General features: G+C 46.1%; 22 protein-coding genes and 1 other RNA gene. 11 read left to right on the top strand and 12 right to left on the bottom strand.

Going from position 1 to position 24,981, the window contains the following annotated elements; translation table 11 throughout:
• Positions 1-813, top strand: a complete 813-nt coding sequence (gene pgeF / locus HMPREF9441_RS09445; protein ID WP_008620538.1) for a peptidoglycan editing factor PgeF — start codon at positions 1-3, stop codon at positions 811-813.
• 16 nt (positions 814-829) lie between these two features.
• A complete protein-coding gene (locus HMPREF9441_RS09450) occupies positions 830-2,050 on the top strand; it encodes a M23 family metallopeptidase (protein ID WP_008620539.1) in 1,221 nt (406 codons plus the stop codon).
• A gap of 192 nt (positions 2,051-2,242) precedes the next feature.
• Here HMPREF9441_RS09450 and HMPREF9441_RS09455 read toward each other — a convergent pair whose 3' ends face one another.
• From HMPREF9441_RS09455 to ssrA, 3 genes are all read right to left on the bottom strand, one after another.
• Entirely contained in the window at positions 2,243-2,452 is a 210-nt protein-coding gene (locus HMPREF9441_RS09455) for a hypothetical protein (RefSeq protein ID WP_008620544.1), read from the bottom strand.
• A 15-nt stretch (positions 2,453-2,467) separates the two neighbouring features.
• A complete protein-coding gene (locus HMPREF9441_RS09460; RefSeq protein WP_008620545.1) occupies positions 2,468-3,649 on the bottom strand; it encodes a phosphoribosylaminoimidazolecarboxamide formyltransferase in 1,182 nt (393 codons plus the stop codon).
• Between the two features lie 61 nt (positions 3,650-3,710).
• Positions 3,711-4,109, bottom strand: a transfer-messenger RNA (tmRNA) gene (ssrA, locus tag HMPREF9441_RS17820).
• Positions 4,110-4,306: 197 nt separating this feature from the next.
• On the opposite strand from ssrA, the gene HMPREF9441_RS09465 reads away from it, so the two are divergent.
• The 7 genes from HMPREF9441_RS09465 (at position 4,307) to HMPREF9441_RS09495 (ending at position 12,947) form a co-directional block, all read left to right on the top strand.
• Entirely contained in the window at positions 4,307-4,939 is a 633-nt protein-coding gene (locus HMPREF9441_RS09465) for a sugar transferase (RefSeq protein ID WP_008620548.1), read from the top strand.
• Positions 4,939-7,488: an SLBB domain-containing protein gene (locus HMPREF9441_RS09470; RefSeq protein WP_008620549.1), complete on the top strand. Its 2,550-nt coding sequence runs from the start codon at positions 4,939-4,941 to the stop codon at positions 7,486-7,488. Before HMPREF9441_RS09465 ends, HMPREF9441_RS09470 begins: the two co-directional genes overlap by 1 nt.
• Positions 7,489-7,504: 16 nt before the next feature.
• Positions 7,505-8,557, top strand: coding sequence for a Wzz/FepE/Etk N-terminal domain-containing protein (locus HMPREF9441_RS09475; RefSeq protein ID WP_008620551.1), 1,053 nt, complete (start codon positions 7,505-7,507; stop codon positions 8,555-8,557).
• A 109-nt stretch (positions 8,558-8,666) separates the two neighbouring features.
• Positions 8,667-9,872, top strand: a complete 1,206-nt coding sequence (locus tag HMPREF9441_RS09480; protein WP_244949717.1) for a DUF6337 family protein — start codon at positions 8,667-8,669, stop codon at positions 9,870-9,872.
• Complete coding sequence (locus tag HMPREF9441_RS09485; RefSeq protein ID WP_008620554.1) at positions 9,844-11,271, top strand: flippase; 1,428 nt, start codon at positions 9,844-9,846, stop codon at positions 11,269-11,271. Before HMPREF9441_RS09480 ends, HMPREF9441_RS09485 begins: the two co-directional genes overlap by 29 nt.
• Entirely contained in the window at positions 11,247-12,119 is an 873-nt protein-coding gene (locus tag HMPREF9441_RS09490; RefSeq protein ID WP_008620556.1) for a glycosyltransferase family 2 protein, read from the top strand. Before HMPREF9441_RS09485 ends, HMPREF9441_RS09490 begins: the two co-directional genes overlap by 25 nt.
• 15 nt (positions 12,120-12,134) lie before the next feature.
• On the top strand, positions 12,135-12,947 hold the full coding sequence (locus HMPREF9441_RS09495) for a glycosyltransferase family 2 protein (protein WP_008620557.1): 813 nt from the start codon (positions 12,135-12,137) through the stop codon (positions 12,945-12,947).
• On the opposite strand, the gene HMPREF9441_RS09500 is transcribed toward HMPREF9441_RS09495, so the two are convergent.
• Genes HMPREF9441_RS09500 through HMPREF9441_RS09510 form a run of 3 tightly spaced genes read right to left on the bottom strand, consistent with a single transcriptional unit; the run spans position 12,901 to position 15,368 of the window.
• The gene (locus HMPREF9441_RS09500; protein ID WP_008620558.1) at positions 12,901-13,779 is read right to left on the bottom strand and encodes a glycosyltransferase family 2 protein; all 879 of its coding nucleotides are present in this window, start codon (positions 13,777-13,779) and stop codon (positions 12,901-12,903) included. The two genes, HMPREF9441_RS09495 and HMPREF9441_RS09500, sit on opposite strands and share 47 nt — an antisense overlap.
• A 46-nt stretch (positions 13,780-13,825) precedes the next feature.
• Positions 13,826-14,719: an Rpn family recombination-promoting nuclease/putative transposase gene (locus tag HMPREF9441_RS09505; protein WP_008620559.1), complete on the bottom strand. Its 894-nt coding sequence runs from the start codon at positions 14,717-14,719 to the stop codon at positions 13,826-13,828.
• Complete coding sequence (locus tag HMPREF9441_RS09510) at positions 14,697-15,368, bottom strand: DUF3874 domain-containing protein (protein WP_008620560.1); 672 nt, start codon at positions 15,366-15,368, stop codon at positions 14,697-14,699. The genes HMPREF9441_RS09505 and HMPREF9441_RS09510 overlap by 23 nt, the downstream gene beginning before the upstream one ends.
• A gap of 285 nt (positions 15,369-15,653) precedes the next feature.
• Between HMPREF9441_RS09510 and HMPREF9441_RS09515 the strand changes: the two genes are divergently transcribed.
• Positions 15,654-16,679 (top strand): MraY family glycosyltransferase, encoded by a 1,026-nt coding sequence (locus tag HMPREF9441_RS09515; protein ID WP_244949718.1) that lies wholly within the window; start codon positions 15,654-15,656, stop codon positions 16,677-16,679.
• Positions 16,680-16,782: 103 nt separating this feature from the next.
• Here the strand turns inward: HMPREF9441_RS09515 and rny are convergent, their stop codons facing one another.
• The 6 genes from rny to HMPREF9441_RS09545 form a co-directional block, all read right to left on the bottom strand.
• Entirely contained in the window at positions 16,783-18,312 is a 1,530-nt protein-coding gene (rny, locus tag HMPREF9441_RS09520) for a ribonuclease Y (RefSeq protein ID WP_008620564.1), read from the bottom strand.
• 112 nt (positions 18,313-18,424) lie between these two features.
• Positions 18,425-18,727 (bottom strand): cell division protein ZapA, encoded by a 303-nt coding sequence (locus HMPREF9441_RS09525; protein WP_008620565.1) that lies wholly within the window; start codon positions 18,725-18,727, stop codon positions 18,425-18,427.
• A gap of 6 nt (positions 18,728-18,733) precedes the next feature.
• Positions 18,734-19,027 carry a hypothetical protein gene (locus HMPREF9441_RS09530; protein ID WP_008620566.1) on the bottom strand — a complete coding sequence of 98 codons (294 nt, stop codon included), beginning with the start codon at positions 19,025-19,027 and terminating at the stop codon, positions 18,734-18,736.
• 54 nt (positions 19,028-19,081) lie between these two features.
• Positions 19,082-19,717 carry a hypothetical protein gene (locus HMPREF9441_RS09535; RefSeq protein ID WP_008620568.1) on the bottom strand — a complete coding sequence of 212 codons (636 nt, stop codon included), beginning with the start codon at positions 19,715-19,717 and terminating at the stop codon, positions 19,082-19,084.
• Positions 19,718-19,909: 192 nt separating this feature from the next.
• Positions 19,910-20,800: a glucose-1-phosphate thymidylyltransferase RfbA gene (rfbA, locus tag HMPREF9441_RS09540; RefSeq protein WP_008620570.1), complete on the bottom strand. Its 891-nt coding sequence runs from the start codon at positions 20,798-20,800 to the stop codon at positions 19,910-19,912.
• A 20-nt stretch (positions 20,801-20,820) separates the two neighbouring features.
• Complete coding sequence (locus tag HMPREF9441_RS09545) at positions 20,821-22,227, bottom strand: undecaprenyl-phosphate glucose phosphotransferase (RefSeq protein ID WP_008620572.1); 1,407 nt, start codon at positions 22,225-22,227, stop codon at positions 20,821-20,823.
• Between the two features lie 205 nt (positions 22,228-22,432).
• Here HMPREF9441_RS09545 and HMPREF9441_RS09550 point away from each other — a divergent pair, with 205 nt between their 5' ends.
• A complete protein-coding gene (locus HMPREF9441_RS09550; protein WP_008620573.1) occupies positions 22,433-24,940 on the top strand; it encodes a GumC family protein in 2,508 nt (835 codons plus the stop codon).
• Positions 24,941-24,981 lie beyond the last annotated feature (41 nt).

Here is a 24,981-nt window from a genome sequence, read left to right on the forward strand (position 1 = left end):
ATGCGTGGACCGGAATTGCTGACATACGATTTGGGACAGGGCGTCTGTGCTTTCAGTACGGAGCGGCGCGGAGGTTATAGCGAAGGGGCGTACGCCTCTTTCAATGCCAATGCCTATTGCGGGGACGACGAACGCATGGTGCGGCTCAATCGTGATTTGTTGTGCGAGTCTTTGGGTTTGGAGACATCCCGTTTGATTATACCTCATCAGGTACATGGCGCACGTGTGCGTCGTATCGATGAGGCTTTTTTTATGCAGACCGATGCCGTCAAGGCGGCTACGCTCGAAGGAGTGGATGCCGTGATGACGGACGTGCCGAAAGTTTGCGTGTCGGTGTCTACCGCCGATTGCATACCTATATTAATATATGACCGGGTGCATCATGCCGTGGCCGCCGTGCACGCTGGTTGGCGAAGCACGGTGTTGCGCATACCGGAGGCCGTCCTGCAAGCGATGGCCGGTGCATACGGTACCCGTCCGCAGGATGTGGAGGCGGCCATCGGCCCCGGCATATCCTTGGAGGCCTTCGAGGTGGGCGACGAGGTGTATGAAGCTTTCCGCACGGCCGGTTTCCCGATGGAGAAGATAGCGAGGCGGTATCCTGCCACTGGAGACGGGAGTGGCAGGATGGAAAAATGGCACCTTGATTTGTGGCAAGCCGACCGGGGCTTGTTGGAGGGCTGCGGTGTGCCCTCTGCACGGATTCGTATGGCCGGAGTGTGCACTTACCTCCATTCCGAACGTTTCTTCTCCGCACGCCGCTTGGGCATCCGTTCGGGGCGCATTCTGAACGGTATTTTTCTGACGGACTGATTAAAAATATGGATATATGGTGAAGCGTATTTCTATTTTGTGTCTCGCCTTGTTGCTGGCACTTTTGTATTCCTTTACGAGCAGCCGCAAGGAGCGGGTGGATTTCTCACGTGTGGAACGGCGCATGCTTCATATCCCGACTGCCGGATTGTTTGACGGCACCGGTTATTTCACCGTGACTTCGGCCGATATGGAACGCGACGGTTGGAGTTTTCCGGTGGAGGACGGGGTGTTGTTCACTCCCGATTTCCGTCATGAGCCTGTCGGGTGGTACATCATGTCGCCCGAGGTGAAGCATGAGGTAAGGGCGGCCATGCAGGGCGTGGTGCGCCTGGTGCGTAAGACGGATTTAGGAAAGACGGTCGTGGTGCTCCATCCCAACGGGATGGAAACGGTGTATGCCCATCACGCCAAGACGTTGGTGGAGTCCGGCGATTATGTTTCTGCCGGACAGGCTATAGCGTTGGCCGGTGCGGACCATGGCGTGGTCTATACTTATTTCGCCCTGATGGTGAACGGCGTGCCGATGAGCCCGTCCACGCTGGCTCGTCCCGATGGTAGTTTGAAGTTCGATGCCATGCAGTTTCGTCTGGACGAGTCCGGTTATGTCCGTGCTTCTTTCTGCCGGAGGGGAGAGATTGTCGAACGTCCGCCCCGTTTCGACTGGTTCCGGGTGCCGGAACAGGTGGACTTGGACCGCCCTTTCTCGGCCATGGAACGGCAACATGTGGGTGTGGCCACACCGGGGTTGTTCGACGAGGCTTCTTCGTTCACGATAGACTTGTCCCGGATAGGGAAGTGGAGTTATCCGCTGCCCGGTGCCAAGGTGATCAGTCCCTATGGCGGGGCACGCAAGAACCATACGGGAACGGACCTGAAGACGAAACCGCACGACAAGATACGGGCGGTGTTCGACGGGGTCGTCCGCTTCTCCGGAAAGTATTCCGCATACGGGAACATGGTGGTGGTGCGCCATGCCAACGGGCTGGAGACTTGTTACAGTCACAATGCCAAGAACTTGGTCCGCGTGGGAGACCGTGTGAAGGCTGGCGACGCGATAGCCACCGTGGGGCGTACCGGACGGGCCACGACGGAGCATTGTCATTTTGAAGTCCGGGTGAACGGCGTGCCGTTCAATAGTGATTACATTTTCGACCACGGGCGGCATGCGTTGAGGAAAGACAAGCTCACCTTTACCCGTAAATCGAACGGAACCATCTCTGTACGAAAGGATTAAGCATCTTTTTCCCTCCTTTTGAAAAGCTGAAAATCATCTTGCGGAAAGACGTAAATCGTTTGGCGCAGAATGAAAAATCAATCTCAGGCGAACGATTTTTCATTCTGCGCCAAACGATTTAGCGTTCTCTAATGGATGAAAAAAGACCGTAGGGTGATGCCTGCGGTCTTCTCTTCTTGATAAGAAAATACATTACTTTTTATGCCGGTTGGCTCTGCGGCGGCGGATTTCAGCTTTCATTTTGGCCGACCCGGAACCGTGCGCCCCCGTGATATAAGCTTTCTTTTTGGCTTTGGTTTTCACTTTGGCGTTCGAGTTTCCGGAAGTCTTTTTAGCGCCTCCTGAAAACACGATGCCTCCCGTGATAACCTTGTCGATGTCATCTCCTCCGAAGTTCGCCATAAGTGTGCCGTAGGATTAATGGTGGAACAGGCGGACGCCGGTGAAAGCCATCGTGATGCCATACTTGTCGCAAGTCTCGATTACATGGTCGTCGCGCACGCTGCCACCAGCTTGTGCCACGAACTGCACGCCGCTTTTGTGTGCCCGTTCGATGTTGTCGCCGAAGGGGAAGAATGCGTCCGACCCTAAGGCCACTCCAGTGTTTTGTGCAATCCAGGCTTGTTTTTCCTCGCGTGTGAGCGGTTCCGGCTTTTCAGAGAAGAATTTCTGCCATTCTCCGTCAGCCAACACGTCCATATAGTCGTCGCTGATATAAATGTCGATGGTATTGTCTCGGTCTGCACGGTGGATTTTCTCCACAAACGGCAGGTTCATCACCTTCGGATGTTGGCGCAACCACCAGATGTCGGCCTTGTTGCCCGCCAGACGCGTACAGTGGATACGGCTTTGTTGTCCGGCTCCGATGCCGATGGCCTGTCCGTCCTTCACGTAGCATACGGAGTTGCTTTGCGTGTACTTCAGGGTGATGAGGGCGATCATCAAGTCGCGTTTGGCCTCGTCGGTAAACGTCTTGCTGGCCGTGGGGATGTTTTCGAACAAAGCCGGGTCGTTCAATTTGATTTCATTGCGTCCTTGCTCGAATGTGATGCCGAACACCTGTTTGCGTTCTATCGGTTCGGGAACATAGTCAGGGTCTATCTTGATGACGTTGTAAGTACCTTTGCGTTTTTCACGCAGGATTTGGAGCGCCTCTTCCGTGTAATCCGGAGCAATCACCCCGTCGCTGACTTCACGTTTGATGAGGGTGGCGGTGGCGGCATCGCAAGTGTCGCTCAGTGCGATAAAGTCGCCGTAGCTCGACATACGGTCGGCGCCGCGTGCACGGGCGTATGCACAGGCGACGGGGGAGAGAGGAATCTGCACGTCGTCCACAAAGTATATTTTTTTCAATGTGTCGCTCAACGGGAGGCCGATGGCAGCCCCGGCGGGAGACACGTGTTTGAAAGATGTGGCGGCAGGCATGCCGGTGGCTTCTTTCAGTTCCTTGACCAGTTGCCAACCGTTGAGGGCATCCAAGAAGTTGATGTACCCCGGACGGCCGTTGAGCACTTCAATCGGCAGTTCGCCTTCGGTCATGTAAATACGCGAGGGTTTCTGATTCGGATTGCATCCGTACTTTAAAGCTAATTCTTTCATATCGAGTGATTAATACAGAAGCAGCCCGACACGCATACTGCATGACGGGCTGCTTTCAAATTTGTGGAGCTGGAGGGAATCGAACCCTCGTCCAAACAGGGAAACCATACGCTTTCTACACGCTTATCCCGGCCTTCGGTTTTCGTGCGCAAACAAGACCCGAGCCACCCATTTACGCCTTATCCTTTAAGATTTCACCGTCCGTGCAAGGCCGCGGACGACTATCTCCGATTTAGCTGCACCACTTTTCCGGAATGCTTCGGAGCCACAGCTTCCGAGTGATGTCTCGTTTCAGCACCTGGTGCCGAAATAAAGGTAATCTACTATACTTCGATCACGCAGCGAGAGCGTAGTTGTTTTCGCCAGATAAATTCTTGGTAACTGAGATTATAGAGGAAATCACCGACCCTCTGCGTGCTTACGTACCATTCCATCCTGCTGTCAAATCCATGTCAACCCCGGATGTTTGAAATGCAAAGATAAGGCTTTCTTTTGAATAAAGGTATAAACAGAGTGTTATTTTTGATTCTATTCTTTATTTTTTATACACGGTCATGCCTTTATTTGTGAGAGAAAAAAAAATATCGTTATTTTGCAATAATTTCACTCTTATAGAGTTTTATATTTTAGATAATTCGAATAGTTCAAGGTTGAAAAATGAATCAAGTGTCTGTCAATATGGAGATTTGTGATGGCATGAATGCTGAGGCGCGGACGGTGAAGCGGTGGTGCGACGTCGTGTGTGCCTTGTTGGGGATGCTCGTACTGTCTCCCGTTTTTTTGTTGGTGTATATCTTGCTGAAATGTGAAGGGACAAATTCTGTGATATTCAGACAGGAACGGATAGGGTATAAAGGGAGACCTTTTTCCATTTTGAAATTCAGAACGATGAGAATGGACTCGGAAAGAGACGGTCAGCCTCGTTTGGCGGAAAAAGAAGACGACCGGTTGACGCGTGTGGGGAAGTTTCTGCGTGAGCATCATTTGGATGAATTGCCGCAATTGTGGAATGTCTTGGTCGGCGAAATGTCTTTTGTAGGGCCGCGTCCGGAGCGCCGTTATTTCATTGATTTGATAAGAAAAGAAAATCCGGATTATGATTATTTGTTTCTGATGCGTCCCGGGCTTACGTCTAAGGCTACCTTGTATAATGGTTATACGGATACAATGCAGAAAATGCTGATTCGCTTGCAGATGGATTTGGAATATTTGCAGCAACGTTCGTTATGGTTGGATGTGAAAATCATTTTTACTACGATAAGTTTTATTTTGAAAGGAAAGAAATTCTGATGTATATGGCAAGGAGAATATTGCTGGCATGTTTGGCGTGTTTTTGGTTTCAATTTATTTTTTCCCAGTCCATGTCGGACGATCAGGTCGTACGTTATGTCATGGAACAGCAAGAGAAGGGGAAAGACCAACAGTATATTGTTTCCCAATTGCTTCAAAAGGGTGTGACGGTAGACCAGTTGCGGCGTATCCGGAACAAATATGAAGCAGAACAAAAACAGCCCGGAGCCTTGGATTTGACGGGGACGACGCAAGCTAAAAGCGGTACTTCTCGTTTGAGGACCAACAAAGAAAAGACACTGGATGAACGCCAGAAACGGAATGGTTATATGATTCGTTCGCAACGTGAAATAAAGGACGGGGAGGATAAAACGTTGAAGAATCAACAACTCAACGAAGAGATAGGGTTTATGGATATAGACTCGTTGATTTATTATCGTAATTATTTCAAGGAAGACGACCGTCAGGTGTTCGGGCGCAATATCTTCAATAATGAAATGTTGACTTTCGAACCGAGCATGAATATACCGACTCCGGCAAACTATCGCCTGGGAGCCGGTGATGCTGTAATTATAGACGTCTGGGGGGCTTCACAGACTACTTTCGAGGGGACGGTGTCGCCCGACGGAACGGTGACAATAGAGGGAGTCGGGCCTTTGACATTAGCCGGAATGACTGTGAAAGAAGCCAATGACTATGTAAAAAAGCAGTTAGGACGTTTTTATTCTAATTCGAATATTACCCTGACTGTCGGAGAAACTCGTTCGATACAGGTGCAAGTGATGGGTGAGGTGATGGTGCCCGGAACTTACACATTGAGTGCGCTTTCGTCGGCTTTCAATGCCTTATATGCGGCCGGGGGAATTAGCGAGATAGGAACACTTCGCGATATAAAAGTATTCCGTCAGGGACGTGTGGTTTCAACCATCGACGTCTACGATTACATCCTGAACGGGAATACAAAGGGCGATATCCGTTTGGCGGATAACGATGTGATTGTGGTAGGGCCGTACGAATGCTTGGTGAATATACGAGGTAAGGTGAAGCGTCCTATGTTTTATGAAATGAAAGAAGACGAAAGCGTTTCCCGTATTTTGGATTATGCCGGAGGATTTGCCGGGGACGCTTATGCGGATAATGTGCGGCTGATACGTAAAAGCGGACGTGAGTATTCCGTGTACACGGTGGGTGAGTTCGAGATGAATGGTTTCCTGTTGAAAGACGGAGATTCTTTGTATGTCGATTCGATTATTCCCCGTTTTTCCAATATGGCAGAAATACGCGGGGCTGTGTTCCATCCCGGACAATATCAGATGGACGGGAGTATCAAGACAGTACGTCAGTTGATTAAAGCGGCCGACGGGTTGCGTGAAGATGCTTTCCTTAAACGGGCTGTAATGCACCGTCAAAAGGAAGACCTGACGATGGAAGCTTTGTCTGTGGATGTGGAAGGTATTATGGACGGGACGGTAGCCGATATTCCTTTGCGTAAGAATGATGTTTTGTTTATCCCGAGTTCGTTGGATATGAAAGGGGAGCGTACGTTGACCATTGACGGCGAGGTTAACTTTCCCGGAGTATACCAGTATGCGGACAATACGACGATAGAAGATCTTGTGCTTCAGGCCGGGGGACTTACGGAAGCGGCTTCCATGGCAAAAGTCGATGTGTTCCGCCGAATTAAGAATCCGGATGCGGTGACCGATGATGAGAAACTGTCTGAGACCTATAGCTTTTCTCTCCGTGACGGTTTGGTGATGGGCGATGGCCAAGACTTTCATCTCCAGCCGTACGATGAGGTGTTTGTGCGTAAAAGTCCGGCTTATTCGGAACAGCGCAATGTAAAGATAAGTGGAGAGGTGAACTTTTCCGGTAGCTATGCGATGGATAACAAAAACTATCGTTTGAGCGACTTGGTGAAAGCGGCCGGAGGTCTGTCTTCTTTGGCTTATGCAAAAGGTGCGCGGTTACAACGTAAATTGACGGATGAAGAGAAAAAACAACGGGAGGTAGCCATGAAGGCTGCACAGATCCAATTATATGAGGAGAGTATGCGCTCGGAAAAGACATTTGACATGGCACGGGCTGATTCCATCCAGAATCTGAAATTGGATTTGGGAGATACTTATCCCGTGGCCATCAATCTTGAAAAGGCGATGAGAAATCCCGGAAGTGTGGACGATGTTCTTTTGCGTGAAGGAGATGAGTTGCAAATTCCACAGTTCTCCAATACGGTAAAAATCAGTGGTGATGTGATGTATCCGATTTCCATAAACTATGAGAAGGGTAAGTCTTTGAAGTATTACATCAAGCGTGCCGGCGGCTATGCGGACCGTGCACACAAGTCCCGTGTCTATGCGGTTTATATGAATGGTGCGGTGGAGCAGCTCGGTCGTCGTTCTGCTAAGGCTATTCAGCCTGGTTGTGAGATAGTAGTGCCTTCTAAACCTCAAAAGACAAAAATGACCACGGCAGAAATGATGACTATCGGGACCTCAACGGCTTCGATTGCTACGATGATTGCTACGTTAGTGAATATATTTAAATGATAATAGGAATCGGATTATGCGTGATATTGAAATCGTTGTCTTGTTGAGGCTTTTGTGGCAAAATAAAAAAATATTGTTGCGGAATTGTGTGATAGCTTTTGGATTAGCCTTGATTGTAGCTTTCAGTATTCCTAAAGAGTATACGGCGAAAGTCATATTAGCACCGGAAATGTCAGGGGGAATGTCTGGGTTGTCGTCAAATTTAGGAACCTTGGCTTCAATGGCAGGTATTAATATGTCGAATTTATCTTCTAATGAAGCTATTTTTCCGGATTTATATCCTGAAATAGTTTCTTCCACCCCTTTTTTAATGGAAATGATGGAAGTACGTGTGGAGACCTTGGACGGAGAAGTAAAAGCTAATATGTATGACTATTTGGATCTTTACCAAAAATCTCCATGGTGGTCATGTATTACCACAGTTCCGTTAAGTTTTTTTCGCTCGTTGGTAGATGGTAGTAAGGAAAAAGAGAATGAAATAGAATTAAGCAAGGCGACATCATTCCAATTAAGTGAAAAGCAAATGACGTTGTTGAGTGTGTTGGAAAAATCAATCGGTGTAGAAATCGACAAGATGACTGGCTTGATTACAGTTAGTGCTGCTTTGCAAGACCCTCTTGTTGCGGCTACAGTAGCTCAAGCACTTTCGAGCAAGTTGCAGGGTTACGTAGAGAAATATAGGACAGCAAAGGCACGTAAGGATTTACAATATATAGAACGACTGTATAAGGAGTCTCAATCGAATTATTATAAAGCACAGACTGCATACGCAAATTTTGTGGATGCTCATCAAAGTTTATTTTTTGAGTCTGTCAAGGCAGAGCAGGAAAAATTGGAAAACGAAATGTCGTTAGCTTATAATACTTACTCTCAAATGGCTCAGCAATTGGATATGGCTAAGGCAAAAGTACAAGAGAAAACACCTGTCTGTGTAGAAGTGCAGCCTGCGGTTGTGCCTCAACAGGCTTCGGCACCCAAAAAAATGATGACAGCTTTTATATTTGTTTTTCTTGCATTCTTCGGTACATCCTCTTGGATTATCTTAAAGGAAAGGTTGTTTAAAAGATAATGTACTCTGAATTGGCGTTAGGATTTGCGTAAAAAACACGGTGATGGGCTCTTTCGGGAATTTGTTAATATTGGTCACTTATATAGTGGAAGTGTCTTTACTTATATATTTGGAAGTAAAAACATGGAAAACTTTATATACCCCATTTTCTTTCCTTGTATTGCCATATACTGTAGTTTTGTTGATATCTATATCTGTGGCCGGGAACTTTAATTTTGTGGAGTTTTATTATCCGAGCATTTTGATATGGTGTGGGGGAATGCTGTTGTTTGCAATACCTAGTTTAACACTTGGTGCCCTGTTGGCTTTTTATGGCAAGCCTGTGAATGGACAAGTAGATAAAGGTTCTTTTCCTAAATCGATTTTGTTTTTCATAGGATTGGTGATACTGTTGTTCATTTATCATTTTCGGCAAATATTGGGTGGTACCACCTTTTTTGTAGGGTCTGATGATTTTGCTAATGATTTTAGCGGTTATGGTTTTTGGGCTCATTTGCGATTAATATCTTTGCCTATTTTAATTATGGCAATTTATTATTTGGATAAGAAACACTGGTGGCTGTGTTTGGTAGTAGTGCCCGTATTGCTGATTAATTTTCTCAATCAGGTTAAGGGGTGGGTTATTATTCCGGTTATTTCAGGTTTGGCTTTACGGTTATATTCAGGAAAGATGAAGTTGAATCTGTTATTCTTGTGTTATACGACTTTGGGAGCATTTTTCGTTTTCTTGGTGTCGTATATGTTCTTGCCTGTGTTGGGGAATGACAGTGTAATTACTTCAGACCTTTTCGAACTTGTCTATGAACGCTTTATTCATTATTTTACTAGTGGTGTTTTGGGGCTGAGTTACGATATGGCCCATGGTTTTCCTGATAAGGGGGATTTTGAAATCCTGATAGCACCTTTCGTGAATTTGTTCAACCAAATATTGGGGGACAAGGAAATTCTTTCTCCTGTTAATCCTCTGTTTTTCCATACGGGAATAAGTTATACGAATGTCCGTACCTTTTTCGGGACGATATATATATATTCGGGAGAGTCCGGCTTTGTTTTATACGTCTTGTTTGCGAGTATAATGATGTATGTTTTGAAGCTGTGTACGTTGGTATTTAATAATGTATATATATATGTGATATATTTCTTTGAGTGTGGCTTGCTAGGCATGGGTTGGTTTGAATTTTATTTCTTTCATCTTGCTATGATTGAAGTGCCTATACTGACTTTGTTTTTAATGGTGTTGGACAAGTTCTTTTCCATGCGAGAGCGTACAAATAAAGTTGGGGATTATGGGGTTGCAGAAAAACATAGTGTATAGTGCCGTATTGACATGCAGTACTTATCTGGTTCCTTTGCTCGTGTTCCCTTATATCAGTCGCGTGTTGGGGGTAGATGGAATCGGGGCTGTAGATTTCGTGGACAGTGTCATCAATTATTGTGTTTTATTGTCTATGATGGGGATGACGACGTTAGGGGTACGGGAGATTGCCAGAAACAAGTCTAATCCTGTTTTGTTACAGCAAGCGTTTGCTGACTTGTTTTCTTTGAACTTGTTATCTACGTTGGTAGTTTTGTTTGTATTAGCACTTATGATATGCCTTGTTCCACAGTTATGGGACAAGAAAGAGTTGTTTTGTATTGGAGCTATTAAGTTGGTTGCTAATTTATTTTGGATAGAATGGTTTTTTAAAGGGATAGAAAATTTCCGTTATATTACAATTCGTTCTGTTGTATTACGTTTGTTGTTCATTTGTTTTGTTTATTTGTTGGTGCATGAGGAACAAGATTATGGTGTATATTACTTTCTTTTTGTATCATTGACTTTGGGGAATGCAATTTTCAATTGGAATTTCAGGAAGCGTTACATTGGTTGTTCTTTGCGGCATGTTGACATAAAGCGTTATGCAAAGCCTTTTTTCCGTTTGGGTGGGTTTGCGGTATTGTCTTCTGTCTATACACAGCTTATTACGGTATGGTTAGGTTTACAATGTGGAGAAACGGAAGTGGGATATTATACTACGTCTACGCGTTTGCATCAGGTTATCATAGCTCTTTTCTCTACATTGACAAGTGTAATAATTCCACGTATGAGTGTCTTGTTCAAGGAAAACAGGCTAACTGATGTGCGGCAACTGACGGAGAAAGCTTTTCAGATTTTATTTTTATTTGCCTTTCCAGTCTTTTCTTTTATGGAATTCTTTGCTTCGGATTTAATTTCTTTAATCGCGGGGCCGGGGTTTGAAGCGGCAGTTTTTCCTATGCGCATTGTGGTATTTCAAGTGTTTATCATTGGTACGGAGCAAATATGTATACTACAGATTCTGATTCCTATGCAAAAGGAACGTGAAATTTTGCGTGCAGCCATTTGTGGTGTGTCTGTTTGCTTGTTGGGGGGAGGCTTGTTGATTCCGCAAATGCATAGTATGGGAGCCGCTTTGACATGGTTTTTTTCTGAGTTGGCGGTCATGTTGGTTGCTTTGCATTATGTGAAGGCTTTTTTAGGTATAAATTTTCCTTTTGCCATGTTTTGTCGTTATGCTTGCATATCGCTGCCTTATGTATTAGGGGCGATTACGATTTTTGTGGCAAGTGAGAGTGGGATTGGCCGTCTTGCTTGGGCTTTGGCTTTCTTTCTTTGTTATGCTATTGTATGTGAGGAATATGTATTAAGGATACATGTATTGTCTACTGTATGGAAGAAAATGAGAAAAAAATAAATAATGGGATAGATATGAGATGGTACGTTGGGATAGTCCTTTATAATCCAGATGTGCAACGGCTTAAGCAAAATGTAGAGGCACTGTATGCATTGATAGGGTGGAAGCGTATTATCCTTGTAGATAATGCTTCGGCTAATAAGGCGGAAGTGAAAGCTTTATGGGGAAATCATAAAGATTTTGTTTGGATAGAGAATACCGAAAATATGGGTATTGCTACGGCATTGAATCAAATCATGAGACAGGTTGAACTTATGGGCGGAGGTTGGTGTTTAACAATGGATCAGGATTCGGTGGTCGGCGAAGGGTTAGTTGAGGAATATCGGAAATTTATGGTTGACAGAATAGGCATATTGACATGTCGTGTGAAAGATAGGAATTTTGGTTGGATGTATTCTTCCAGATGTAAGGAAGCGGAGGAAATAGAATTCTGTATCACTTCGGGTAGTTTTCTTTCGGTCGAGGCTTGGAAGTCTGCCGGGGGCTTTAATGAGGATTTATTTATTGATGGGGTTGATTATGATTTTTGTTTTAGGATGAGGGCGGCCGGTTATTCTGTCGTACGCGTTCATGGGGCTTTTCTGTTACATGAGGTGGGGTATGCTAAGAAAGTGTGCCTTTTGGGACATGAAGCTTTGGTTCTAAACCATTCTCCATTGAGGCTTTATTATATAGCTCGCAATTATCTATATATAGGCTTTACTTATAGGGTATTTTGGCATTGGGCTTTTGAAGTGTTCAAAAGATTTCTGTTGGTTGTGTTATATGAGGAGGGCAGACTCGAAAAGATGAAATATATGTATAAGGGAATTTGCCATGCCTGTATGGGAAGGCTAGGCAAATATTAACAGGAAAGGGAAAAAATGAAAAGATTGGCAATATATTGTGTGAATTATGCTTCTTATGGGGAATTGGTCTCATTTTTATCTTCTGTGCAGGAGGCGGCACAAAAGGCTAAAGAAGTATTGGCAGTAGATGTATTTGTGGCTGATAATACAGACAAAGATGCAGAACCCATACATGTCGAAAAAGGAGTGTGCGCTATCCGGATTTTTTTATTTCATGAGAATCTAGGATACATGGGTGCTGTACAGCGTATGATGGCTTTGACAGATATTTCAATATACGACTATGTGGCGATAAGCAATGTGGATTTGATTCTCGACAAGGATTCCTTGTTGGCTATGGCTGATTTGGATTTAGGAAATAATGTAGGATGGATTGCTCCACGGTTGTTTTCTGCCCAGTTAGGGTATGATCGTAATCCTAGTGTGTTGTTGCGTTATTCAAAGAGACATTTGCAGCTTTTACGGTTGATGTTTAGTTATCCTTGGATATGTGTTATGTACAAAAAAACGTTTTATAAACGAAAAAAATTCCATAGAACTTACCGTGAAGGACTGAGATTTTATGCCGGGCACGGCTCGTTTATGATACTTACGCGTGAATATTTCAATCGTTGTGGGATTCCGGCTTATCCGGTCTTTCTTTTTGGAGAGGAGCTTTATCTTGCAGAAAAGTGTAAGTCTAACGGTCTCTCTGTAGTATATTGCCCCAGTATAAGTTTATGGGATAAAGAGCATGTTTCTATAGGTGGGCTGCGCAAACCTGCCTATTATTGCTATAATGTTAGTGCTTTGTCTTATATATTGGAGACATTTTATTCGTCTGAGTAATCCTGCCGGAAGTTTGGGCGGATAGTGTTTTCCTGTAATATATATTCGTGAACTTATGATTGACTCTTTTGAGAAAGTAGGACGGTAGGAATAAACTGAATAAATAGAAGTAGGCTAAAAATGTAGAATAACCGAAAACCGTTTCATAAACTTTCGCATTGAATTTAATAAGGGAAAGTTTGTTAGAGGAAATGGAACCTTTTGACTTGCGGTAATATGCAAGGGGTTCTCGAAGGGCAAAAGCTCTTTTGCATTTCTGAAGAATAAGCAGGACATAGGCCCAATCTTGGCGTTTGCGTAACGTAGGCATATAAAATTTTCCATATGCATATGTGTCGTACACAGCGGTAAGGAATCCTATTTTATCATCGCGTTTGGTATCTGCTAATGAAACGGAATGAGGAGCCAAAACAATACTGGTTTGTGTTCCCGTTTCATCACAAACGAAATATGAAGAGAAACAAAAACTGCACTTCTTTTCTTGCATATAAGCGATTTGTTTTTCTAATTTGTCTGTCATCCAAATGTCATCACTGTCGCAGAAAGCGATATATCTCCCGTTAGCTTTTTGGATAGAATAGTTACGTGCGTGTCCTGCTCCCATGTTTTCCGATAACGAGAAGCATTTGACACGTTTGTCTTTTTTTGCATAATAATTTATAATTTCAGTTGTATTGTCTGTCGAACCGTCATCGGTAATCAGAAGTTCTATATTGGAATAAGTCTGGTGCAAAATGCTTTCTATGCTTTCTGCTACGAATCTGCTTGAATTGTATGTCGGCATGATGACAGATACCAAATCTTCATTTATGCGTTTTTTATTGTTTGTCATGCTTCATTGGGTGGATAAGTTGTTTTAAGTACATTGTTAAAGTGTATTATAATTTATCTATTTCATTGATGTCCAATCCGGTGCATTGCGCAATGACAGATAGAGAGATTCCATTAGCTTTCATTTGCTGCGCAATCTCCAAAGCTTTGTGGAGTTCTCCCTCTTTTTCCCCTTCCTTCAACCCTTGTTTCATTCTTCGTTCTACAGCCTTATGTTCAGTTGTGGCGATGGTATTTTGCCAGTCCCGGTACACTTTCAGGCTTTCCTCGTAGCGGTCATATTCTTCTTTTGTGAATTTGGCGATTTCGGCTGCCTTGAACAGTTTGGTGAAGACGCGTTCCTGAAGTGCCGCGGGTTTTTCCATGAGCCACGTCAGATTGCGCAGGACGAAGAGCCATTTGTCGAACATACCGTCCAACTCGCTTTCCTGCTTGTTGAACTTCGGCATCTCGAGGTAGATGAATGTCAGCTTGTCGTAGAATACTTCCTGAGTCTTCCGATCTGTCAGTTGTACCTCGTGGTGGTAGTACGTGTCATGCTTGTAGTCGAAAGTGAAGTTGAGGATACCTATGACGTAGACCGCTTTGAGCTGGTAGTCCCAACTCCCTTTCTTCCCTTGTTCTTGTACGGGGAACGTGGAATAGTATAGGCTTCTGTCTTTGAAAAACTGTTGTTCTCCACGTTGTATTTCCACTAAGATCTTTTCTTCCTTTTCGTTTTCGCAATACACGTCGAATACGGCTCGACGGTCAGTCTCGTTGATTCCGAAATGCTCGGTGTTGAGGTAAGTGAGTGATTTTATTTTTTCCTTGTCATGCAGCAAACTATTGATGAAACTGAGAAGCAGGTCTTTGTTCATCTCGGTGCCAAACAATTTCTTGAACCCGAAATCGGTGTAAGGGTTTACATAACGGTCTTCATTGAATATCTTCTTTCCCATGGTTGTGTTCCACGCTTAAGGGTTGGTACGATATTGCAAAGGTAGTCTTTTTTGGCGTATGGAGCAATCCCGTAGGGTCTTTTTGAGAAATAAAATTTTCCAATGGCACAATCCGGTAACGGTTACCCTTTTCCGTGTGTCGCCGTTCCACGCCTGCGGCCACGAGGGCACGGCTGAACTCCTGTATGCCGATACCCGTGAACGTGCCCGGCTGACGCTTGCGCAACAGGGCGATGAGTTCGGGAAGGGAAACGGACAGGGCCTCTTCGTCCGGACGAGCGGCACGGAAGTGGCGGGCAAAGGCTTCTTCCGCCGGGCAAATGCGGTAGAAGGCCACGTTGGCACGTTGGATTTCCGCCTCTTCTTCCGCCGTGAATCCATGACGTTCGCCGCCGAGGAGCATGGTTTTCAGTTGGGCGTAGATTTGGGTATGTTCGATGTTTGTGCTGTCGATGGGTCGCTCCATCTCCACGTAGAGGAAACGGTGGCTACCCGAAGGGTCGGAGAGCAGTTTGTGGCTGTTGGACGTGGCGATGAAGGAGGCGATGCGCGGCAGGCGGTCGAAATAATCGCGGAAGGGATGATAATCGGACAGGCGGTCAGAGCACAACGGAAAATCGTTTGGCTTATAAGGACTGCTGTCCGTCACCTGAGGGCGGCTGAAAGTTGGTTACTTCAACCTTCAGGGTACTAATATACTTGAAGCTAAAGGTTTATGTATTATGCTGAAGCATGAAGCCTATTGTCAGAAAAAGTAGGGGGATTGCAAAGGAGTGACAAATTTGTCTGTTTTTGCGATTTCTATCCGGTTGTTTACAATAAAAACCATTCTTTCACGTTTCCAAAATAAGGTTAATGAATACGTAAAATGAGCGGAGGAATATGTAGTATAATATCTGCAGCTTTAGTTGCGATGGGAATAACGTTTGGGATAATGCCTTTTCTTTTGGATTTTTGCCGTAAGAGAGGATATTATGACTTGCCTGGGGGGAGGAAGGTACATCATTGTGCCATTCCGCGCTTAGGCGGGTTGCTTTTTATGCCTTCCATGTTGGTGGCGTTGGTTTCGGTTTTGATCCTGTCTTCTTCGTGGTGGCAAGGGGTACTGACTTTAAAGGTGTCGTCGTTGGCGATGGCAGTCGGGGCTTTTCTTATATATATAATAGGCACGGTGGATGATTTGGTAGGGATGAAACCCAATCATAAGTTTGCGGTACAGTTGGTGGCTGCCTTGCTGATGCCGTTTTGCGGATTGCTCATCAATAACTTTTATGGTTTGTTCGGCTTGCATGAATTGCCCGTGTGGTTTAGTTATCCTTTCACGGTATTTGTCATTTTGTTGGTCGTAAATTCCATAAACTTGATTGATGGGATTGACGGTTTGGCATCCGGTTTATGCATTTGCATTCTTGCGGCCTATATCTTCCTGTATTTGCAGATGGAACGTACTTTTGTTTATGCTTTGGTGGCATCAGGGTTGTTGGGTTCATTGGTGGCCTTTTTCTATTTTAATATGTGGGGAAAAGCGGAGAAGGGGACAAAGACCTTTATGGGGGATTCTGGAAGTTTGTTTTTGGGATATGCCATTGCGTATTTGTCTATTAAATATGCGACGAACAATCCGGTGGTGTTGCCTTATCGTGGCGATGCCTTGTTGATCTCCTACACATTATTGATTGTGCCGACGTTCGATGTCATACGGGTGGCGCTGTTCCGTTTATATCGGGGCAAGCCCATTTTTGAGGCAGACAAGAGTCATATCCACCATTTGGTGATGGCTGCCGGTTTTTCCATGCATCAGGCATGGGCTGTCATTATGGGACTGTTTCTTTTCTTTTGCGGTTTGAATGCAGCCCTTTACGTTTGGGGAGTTTCCGATACATGGATAGTCGTACTTGACGTGTTGTCTTACGGATTGTTTCATGTAGCTATGTATTTGTGCTCTAAATGTCGGGCTTGATATACTTGGTTCGGTAGGTGGTCGGAGTGGGGAAAAACAAAAGCCTTTCAGTTGTTAGCTGAAAGGCTTTTTTCGTATTTATTATCCTTAAAGAGCGGTGCTCTTATTTCGCATAACTTACCGAGCGGGTTTCGCGGATGACCGTGATCTTCACCTGTCCCGGATAGGTCATTTCATCTTGGATTTTCTTGGCAATCTCTCCGCTCAGGCTTTCCGTCTGCTTGTCGTCTATCTTGTCTGCACCTACGATGACGCGTAACTCACGGCCGGCTTGGATGGCGTAGGTTTTCGTTACGCCCGGATAGCTCATGGCTATGTTCTCCAAATCGTTCAGTCGCTTGATGTAGGCTTCCACGATTTCGCGACGTGCTCCCGGACGCGCTCCACTGATGGCGTCGCACACTTGTACGATGGGAGCGAGCAATGAAGTCATTTCCATTTCGTCATGGTGAGCCCCGATAGCATTGCAGATATCCGGTTTCTCTTTATATTTCTCGGCCAATTTGGCACCGTAGATGGCGTGTGGCAATTCCGGTTCCTCGTCGGGCACCTTACCGATGTCGTGCAACAGACCGGCACGCTTGGCTTTTTTCGGATTCAGTCCCAGCTCCGAAGCCATTACGGCACAGAGATTAGCTGTTTCACGGGCATGCTGCAACAGGTTCTGTCCGTAGCTGCTGCGGTATTTCATCTTGCCCACGATGCGTACCAGTTCCGGATGCAGGCCGTGAATACCCAAGTCGATGGCCGTACGTTTTCCCGTTTCGATGATTTCTTCTTCCACTTGCTTGGTCACTTTGGCTACCACTTCTTCGATACGTGCCGGATGGATACGTCCGTCGGCTACGAGCTGATGCAGGGCCAGGCGGCAGATTTCCCGACGTACGGGGTCGAATGCCGAAATGACAATGGCTTCGGGAGTGTCGTCCACGACGATTTCCACGCCCGTGGCAGCCTCCAATGCACGGATGTTGCGTCCTTCACGGCCGATGATACGTCCTTTCACTTCATCGTTGTCGATATGGAATACGGTCACGCTGTTTTCAATGGCCGTTTCCGTTGCTACGCGCTGTATGCTTTGTATGACGATGCGTTTGGCTTCCTTGTTGGCTGTCAATTTGGCTTCATCCATGATTTCATTGATGTAGCTTGCCGCGTTGGTCTTGGCTTCGTCTTTCAGGGATTCTACCAAGCGTTCGCGTGCTTCGTCGGCACTCAGCCCGCTGATGGCTTCCAGTTTTTCGCGTTCTTTGGCTTCCAGTTCCTTCAACTCTTCTTCGCGACGCGCCAATCCCTGCTGTTGGTTTTCCAGCCGTTTACGGTCGGTTTCTATTTCGCCTTTTTTACGGTTCAGGTCGTCCTGACGTTGGTTCAGGCTCAGTTCGCGTTGTTTCAGGCGGTTTTCGTGCTGCTGTATTTGTTGGTTGCGTTGCTGCACTTCCTTTTCCAGTTCCGACTTCTTGTTCAGGAACTTTTCTTTCACTTCGAGCAGTTTTTTCTCTTTGATGACTTCGGCTTCTTTGCTCGCTTCTTCGATAATTTGCCGATATTTACCCGTTGCCACATAGCGGAATAAAGCGAATCCCGCTATACATCCGACGATGAGGCAAGCTACGGAGATTATAAATACCATATCTTTTTTGTTTATAATGAATAATATAAAAAATCACGCACTGCTCACCCCGTCCGCATGGCGCGGAGAAAGAGAAACAGTGCGTGTGGTTTTTCCTGTAGAATGAATGTTTTTATTGTGCTTTCGTCCCTAAGGTTTCATCCAAAGTGTCCAACATGCGTTTCATGCTGTCAACGAATGGCTGTGTATCGTTGCGGAATTCGTTTTTTTTCAACGAGAGCGCAATGCTCAACGCCGCCATGCACAAATAAATTTCATTGCCCTGATCCGGATACTGGGCTGCGTAGCTGTTGTATCTTTGGTTGATCAGCTTTTCGGCTGCCCGATAGGCTTCCTCATCTTCCCGCCGTATGGTGATGGACAGAGGTTGCTGCCCCAATCTCAGGGTTATGGTAAAGTCCTCGCTTACTTCCATGATGTTTTACACATTTAAAAGTGCGATACACTTGTCTACTTCACGCACTAACTTTGATAATCTCGACTTAGCGTTTTTCATGTCTTCGCTACTGATGTCGATCATCTTGGCCGTTTTCAAGTTGGCATAATCTGTTTGCAGGCGGTCGATTTGCGAATGTAGCGCGGTGATGGTGGCATCTTTTTCTTCCATGGTGCGCGACAACGCGGCATAACGGTCTTTCAAGGCCTTGTATTCCAGCGTCACCTGAGTGACACGAGCCTCTAATGTCCGTAATAATGCATCTTCTTCTGCTGTCATTTTTGCCTTCTCGTTACAAAATTAAGAAAAAACGTTTAACGTCCCAAGCGTTTTTTATTTTTTCTCGTCCACGTCTTTGGGTTTAGGCTCTTTCTTGGCCAAAAGGACGATGCGGTGGACATATTCGGTCATCCACGCTTCGCTGTAGCCTAAACGCATTTGATATTGACGGATGTTGACGCAAGTGCGTCGTACGTTGTCGTCGCGCCAGTCGTTTTTGGTCATGATCTGGTGTATGGTTTTGGCGGTCATGCCGCGCAGTGCTTTGTGGAACATCGAAGGCATGCGGAACTTCCATTGCATTAGGTTACCCATGAGCATCATCAGGTCTTGGCTGAATCCCTGGAACATGAGCAGATAGTTCTTGATGTCGTTCACATTGCGGCAGTTGCGTTTGATGCTGGCATCTATTTCCTTAAAAAAGTTATCTTCCATCCCGTAGACGTCCATCAGCATGGTGCGGCAACGTTTCCTCTCGCCGATGCCCAGCTTGTTGTTTACTGTGGGGACATGCAGCGTTTGTTTAAAGATGCGCAGGTCCGGTAGTACGGCCAGATTGCTGATTCCCATTTGCATGGCCATTACGGCTTGGTAATATACACGGATGAGGGTCATGAAGTCCTCCATTCCTCCCACTCGTACGGTCTCTTCTTGGGGTGCTTTGCCCAATAATTTTGCTATTATACCCATTGTATTTTCTCTTATTCGGTTAAATTCAGGGTACAAAGATAGTGAAAGGTAAGCGCAGAGACAAGCGAAAACGCAGTTTTCTGACTCTGCCATGTATAGGTTAGGGACATAAAAACGGCGGGAATGCAATGTCGGTGGGGGATTGATCCACCCTTGCATTCCCGCCGGTCAAAATGAAAAAGAGAAATCAGTTTATTCCTGCTCGAAAACCTCCTCACTCAGGCGCATGAGGTATTGTCCGTATTGGTTCTTCAGCATAGGCTGAGCCACTTCACGCAATTTCTCCGCGTTGATCCAACCCTGACGGTAGGCGATACCTTCCAAACAGGCCACTTTCAGCCCTTGCCGCTTCTCGATGACTTCGATGAAAGTAGAGGCTTCGGAGAGGCTGTCGTGCGTACCGGTATCCAACCAGGCGAATCCCCTCCCGAGGGTTTTTACTTTCAGTTTCCTTTCATTCAGGTAAACTTGGTTCACCGTGGTGATTTCCAGTTCACCCCGGGCCGACGGTTTGATGTGCGCCGCTACGTCTACCACACTGTTGGGATAGAAATACAAGCCCACCACGGCGTAGTTGCTCTTCGGCGAAGCCGGTTTTTCCTCTATGCTCAGACAGTTGCCGGCCTTGTCGAATTCGGCCACACCATAGCGTTCCGGGTCGTTCACCCAATAACCGAATACGGTAGCTTTTTCCTCTCGTTCGGCATGAGCCACAGCTTCGCGCAGCATGCCGGTGAATCCGGCTCCATGGAAAATATTGTCACCCAATACCAGACAGACGCTATCGTTTCCGATGAATTCGCGTCCGATGAGGAAAGCCTGAGCCAATCCGTCGGGAGAGGGCTGTTCTGCATACTCGAAACGTACGCCGAAGTCGCTACCGTCTCCCAACAGCCGACGGAATCCCGGAAGGTCGTGAGGCGTGGATATGATCAATATGTCGCGGATGCCGGCCAGCATCAAGACCGATACGGGATAATAAATCATCGGTTTGTCGAAAATGGGAAGCATTTGTTTGCTTACGCCTTTTGTGATGGGGTAGAGACGTGTGCCCGACCCGCCGGCCAATACGATACCTTTCATAATATTATATGTATATGTGATTAATAAGCATTTTCCTCATTGTGCCTCAGCATGTTCAGGAGCGTGCGCCACATGATGCGGAGGTCGAGCCCAAAACTCCAGTTTTCCACGTACCAGATGTCGGCCTTCACGCGGTTCTCCATCTGGTCCAGCGTCTTTGTCTCGCCGCGGAAGCCCTGCACCTGCGCCCATCCCGTGATGCCGGGTTTCACCAGATGACGCACCATGTAACGGCGAATCAGGCGCGAGTATTCCTGTGTATGGAGCAGCATGTGCGGGCGCGGCCCTACGAGGCTCATGTCGCCTTTGAACACGTTGATGAATTGCGGCAACTCGTCGATGTTGGTTTTACGCATCAGGTTGCCGAATTTGAATTTGCGCGGGTCATTCTTGGTGGCTTGTATGCGGTCGCTGTCTTTGTTGACGTGCATGCTTCTGAACTTCAGGCAATAGAACTCTTTTCCGTCCAGTCCGTTCCGCTTTTGTTTAAAGAGAATCGGCCCCGGACTTTGTATTTTGATGATGATACCTGCAATGAGGTACACAATCGGAAATACGGTGAGCAGAAATAGCCCGGATGTCAAAATATCGAAAAGCCGTTTGACCCCGCGGTTCACCGGGTCTTGCAGCGGCTCGTTTCGTACGCTCAGCAGCATGGTACTGCCTAAATGCGACAATTCCATGCGTTTGGTCAGGAACTCCATGAATACGGGCAGGGCGTAGAAACGAATCATGTGGTCTTCACAATAACGGAATATCTCGTCTGTTTCTGCCGTATAGTCTGTGTCGGGCACCATGTATAAGTCTGTCACCTCCTGGTGTTGACGCAAGTAACTCATCACCATCCGCCGGTCTCCCAGATTTTTCAGTTGCATGTCTTCCGGCAGTTCTTTACGGGTGAAGATGCCTAAAATCTTGAATCCAAGACTATGGTCGTTCAGCGTATGGTAAATATCCTCTAAGTTCCACGGATGTCCCACTAATATGACGTAGCGTTGGTTATGCCCTTTCGAACGGCTGTGTTTCAGGATATTGTGTACGATAGTTCGCTCCGCATACAGCAGGCAGAAGAAAAAAGAGGCCCCCATGAGCAGTTCTTCGCCGGCCACGTTCATCCGCCGTATCAGACTGATAGCTGCTATCATGAACAGTGTTTGCAGACATACGGTATAAACCGAACGTCCCAGAATGTCGTTGCCGTAAACCATACGTTTCAGGAATACGGGCGGAGCTATATAAAAGGTAGGGAATATCGTCAGAGCGCCGATGAGCAATTCCGTTTTCAGGGCGTATGGAAAGCTGAAAGCCAGTGCGAAACTGTGGGTCAGCGCAAAGGCAAACCAATAACTGACCATCAGCAATATGATATCGTTGCAGATGATGGCGGATTTTACAATGCCGGATTCTTCCAGATTCTTAATTTTCATATTTTATCTCTTCGAAAGGTTGGTTACGTGACTGCGAATGTATATATTTTTAGGGAATCCTACAATAATATATTGTTTTTAAATTGATTGAAAATTAAAAAAGCCCGAAATAAAGAACTATTTCGTTTATTTATTTGGAATGTATGTCAAAGATTTCTAATTTTGTGGCTTGAATGGAAATAATCAGAGAATAATTAGGAATAATATGCCCAACAAAACTTTTCAAACAAACGATGCTGTAGAAGAACAAGGTTCCGATTTTAATTATCGTGAGATATTGGATGCGGTCATTTTGCATTGGCATTGGTTTGCCATATCCATTGTCGGTTGTCTTTTTATTGCTTTTTTATATTTAAGGTATAAGGCTCCGGTTTATTCAACTGGAGCTGAGGTTTTGATTAAGGAAGAAGACCCCTATAAAAGCAGGATGCAAGGGAGTGCCTTGGCCGACTTTTCGCAATTGGGAATCCTGACGAACAGTAATGGTTTCGACAATGAAGTGGAAATCTTGAGCAGCAAGACGTTGGCCCGGAGAGCCGTGACCAACCTGAAGCTTTATGTCCGTTATGCGTTCGACGGTACGGTGCGTGATGAGGAGCTTTACCGTACGTCTCCCATTTTGGCCGATATGTCTTCGGTGGACTTGGATACGCTGTCCATGCCGGTGTTTTTGGAAATCAAACCCTTGCAGGAGGGGGGATATCATATAGAAGGCGAGGCGTTGGAAGAACGTTTTGAAGCCGATGTCAAGACGCTTCCGGTGAGGGTGAAGACCTTGTCCGGATGGGTATCTTTACGGCCTAATCCCGATCCTACCTGTGTGTTCGACGACCGTGCCTTGCGGATTTACATTTATCGTCCGACGATTATGGCGGAGGCTTTTCTGGAGGCTACTTCCATTGAACCTATCAGCAAGATGACGACGATAGCCCGTATCACGAAGAACGATACGCAACGTCAGCGGGCGGAAGATTATATGAACGAGTTGATTCGCGTGTATAATGAGGATGCCAACGAGGTGAAGAATGAGGTGGCTCTCAAGACGGAAGCCTTTGTCAACAAACGTATTAAGATTATCGATGCGGAACTGGGTACGACCGAGTCGGATTTGGAGATGTACAAAAAAAGGAACCAGTTGGTAGATTTGATGTCGGATGCCGAGGCTGCTTATAAAGGTATAGAGAATTATCAGACGCAGCAGATTGAGTTGCAGACACAGATGCTTCTGGTGAAATCGTTAAAGGAATATGTTGAAAATCCGACCAATTATATGGAGGTCATTCCGGCAAATCTCGGACTGACCGACCAGGGGCTGAATAACATTATCGCAGAGTATAACGCTAAGGTGGTAGATCGTAAACGCTTGCTGAAAACGGCACCGGAATCTTCGCCCGTAGTGGTCTCGGCTACGAATGCCATTGCTTCCCTTTATCCGGGCATACGTCATTCTCTGTCTACTGTGTATGACAATTTGCGGGTACAGAAACGCAATGTGGACGAACAGTATGATTTGTTCGTCGGACGACTTTCCAATGCACCGACGCAGGAGCGCGTGCTTTCCGATATAGGCCGTCAGCAGTCTGTGAAAGCGGCACTTTATCAGATTCTGTTGCAGAAGCGCGAGGAGAACGCCATTTCTTTGGCTTCCACCGTGGACAAGGCTCAGGTTATCGACGCTCCGGAAAGCACTATTCGTCCTATTTCACCGAAAAAGAAGCTGGTAGCGCTTATCGCTTTGGTGATGGGGGTAGCCATTCCGGCCGGACTGATATACGTGCTGAACTTGTTGCGCTATCGCATCGAAGGGCGTAATGATATTGAAAAGCTGACCGACTTGGCGGTCTTGAGCGATATTTTTGTAGCCGGAGAATTGAAAGACGGAAAACGGGCGATTGTCGTACGGGAGAATACCAACGATATAATGGAAGAAACGTTCCGCAGTCTGCGTACCAATTTGGGCTTTGTCATGAAGAAGAGCGAAAAGGTGCTCTTATGTACGTCGGTGATATCCGGTGAAGGAAAAACTTTCGTGTCAACCAATCTGGCCATGAGTATGGCTTTGATGGGGCGTAAAGTCTTGGTGGTCGGATTGGATATCCGTAAGCCGCGATTGGCCAAGTTGTTCGGTCTGGTCACAGGACATCATGGGTTGACGACTTATTTGGCCGGGGAAGACAGTTCGGACGAATTTTTGCGTGAACAGGTGTTCAATTCCGGCATGCATGCCAATCTGGATGTATTGCCTGCGGGTTTGATTCCGCCTAATCCCGGTGAACTGATTACTTCGGAACGTTTGGACGATGCTTTTGCACGTTTCCGTGAATGGTATGACATAGTGATTGTCGATACTCCGCCTGTCGGTCTGGTGAGCGATACCTTATTATTAGGGCGTCTGGCCGATGCCACTCTTATTGTGTGCCGGTGTGATTATTCGCTCAAACGTAATTTTAATATCGTGAATACGATTCATCAGGAAGGAAAATTGCCGAAGATGAACCTCGTGCTTAACGGGGTGGACTTGCAACAGCGCAAGTATGGTTATTACTACGGTTACGGTAATTATGGCCGCTACGGCCGCTACGGTTCTTACGGTAGCTATGGCGGTTATGGTAATTACGGAGGCTACGGTAAGGAGACGCACACCGGTAAGTCGAAGTCCCGGCACGGAAGCAGTCGTTACCTCCGTGAGGACCATTTCGATGATAAGGATTGATACCTTTATATATATAGGGCATGGAAAGAAAAAGAGATGGA

The organism is Paraprevotella clara YIT 11840 (genome assembly GCF_000233955.1).
Lineage (GTDB): Bacteria > Bacteroidota > Bacteroidia > Bacteroidales > Bacteroidaceae > Paraprevotella > Paraprevotella clara.

What these genes read in the sequence shown, in the direction of transcription:
- pgeF (WP_008620538.1), top strand. Translation starts at nt 1, where the DNA reads ATGCGTGGACCGGAATTGCTGACATACGATTTGGGACAGGGCGTCTGT.
- HMPREF9441_RS09450 (WP_008620539.1), top strand. Translation starts at nt 830, where the DNA reads ATGGTGAAGCGTATTTCTATTTTGTGTCTCGCCTTGTTGCTGGCACTT.
- HMPREF9441_RS09455 (WP_008620544.1), bottom strand. Translation starts at nt 2,452, where the DNA reads ATGGCGAACTTCGGAGGAGATGACATCGACAAGGTTATCACGGGAGGC.
- HMPREF9441_RS09460 (WP_008620545.1), bottom strand. Translation starts at nt 3,649, where the DNA reads ATGAAAGAATTAGCTTTAAAGTACGGATGCAATCCGAATCAGAAACCC.
- HMPREF9441_RS09465 (WP_008620548.1), top strand. Translation starts at nt 4,307, where the DNA reads ATGAATCAAGTGTCTGTCAATATGGAGATTTGTGATGGCATGAATGCT.
- HMPREF9441_RS09470 (WP_008620549.1), top strand. Translation starts at nt 4,939, where the DNA reads ATGTATATGGCAAGGAGAATATTGCTGGCATGTTTGGCGTGTTTTTGG.
- HMPREF9441_RS09475 (WP_008620551.1), top strand. Translation starts at nt 7,505, where the DNA reads ATGCGTGATATTGAAATCGTTGTCTTGTTGAGGCTTTTGTGGCAAAAT.
- HMPREF9441_RS09485 (WP_008620554.1), top strand. Translation starts at nt 9,844, where the DNA reads ATGGGGTTGCAGAAAAACATAGTGTATAGTGCCGTATTGACATGCAGT.
- HMPREF9441_RS09490 (WP_008620556.1), top strand. Translation starts at nt 11,247, where the DNA reads ATGGAAGAAAATGAGAAAAAAATAAATAATGGGATAGATATGAGATGG.
- HMPREF9441_RS09495 (WP_008620557.1), top strand. Translation starts at nt 12,135, where the DNA reads ATGAAAAGATTGGCAATATATTGTGTGAATTATGCTTCTTATGGGGAA.
- HMPREF9441_RS09500 (WP_008620558.1), bottom strand. Translation starts at nt 13,779, where the DNA reads ATGACAAACAATAAAAAACGCATAAATGAAGATTTGGTATCTGTCATC.
- HMPREF9441_RS09505 (WP_008620559.1), bottom strand. Translation starts at nt 14,719, where the DNA reads ATGGGAAAGAAGATATTCAATGAAGACCGTTATGTAAACCCTTACACC.
- HMPREF9441_RS09515 (WP_244949718.1), top strand. Translation starts at nt 15,654, where the DNA reads ATGCCTTTTCTTTTGGATTTTTGCCGTAAGAGAGGATATTATGACTTG.
- rny (WP_008620564.1), bottom strand. Translation starts at nt 18,312, where the DNA reads ATGGTATTTATAATCTCCGTAGCTTGCCTCATCGTCGGATGTATAGCG.
- HMPREF9441_RS09525 (WP_008620565.1), bottom strand. Translation starts at nt 18,727, where the DNA reads ATGGAAGTAAGCGAGGACTTTACCATAACCCTGAGATTGGGGCAGCAA.
- HMPREF9441_RS09530 (WP_008620566.1), bottom strand. Translation starts at nt 19,027, where the DNA reads ATGACAGCAGAAGAAGATGCATTATTACGGACATTAGAGGCTCGTGTC.
- HMPREF9441_RS09535 (WP_008620568.1), bottom strand. Translation starts at nt 19,717, where the DNA reads ATGGGTATAATAGCAAAATTATTGGGCAAAGCACCCCAAGAAGAGACC.
- rfbA (WP_008620570.1), bottom strand. Translation starts at nt 20,800, where the DNA reads ATGAAAGGTATCGTATTGGCCGGCGGGTCGGGCACACGTCTCTACCCC.
- HMPREF9441_RS09545 (WP_008620572.1), bottom strand. Translation starts at nt 22,227, where the DNA reads ATGAAAATTAAGAATCTGGAAGAATCCGGCATTGTAAAATCCGCCATC.
- HMPREF9441_RS09550 (WP_008620573.1), top strand. Translation starts at nt 22,433, where the DNA reads ATGCCCAACAAAACTTTTCAAACAAACGATGCTGTAGAAGAACAAGGT.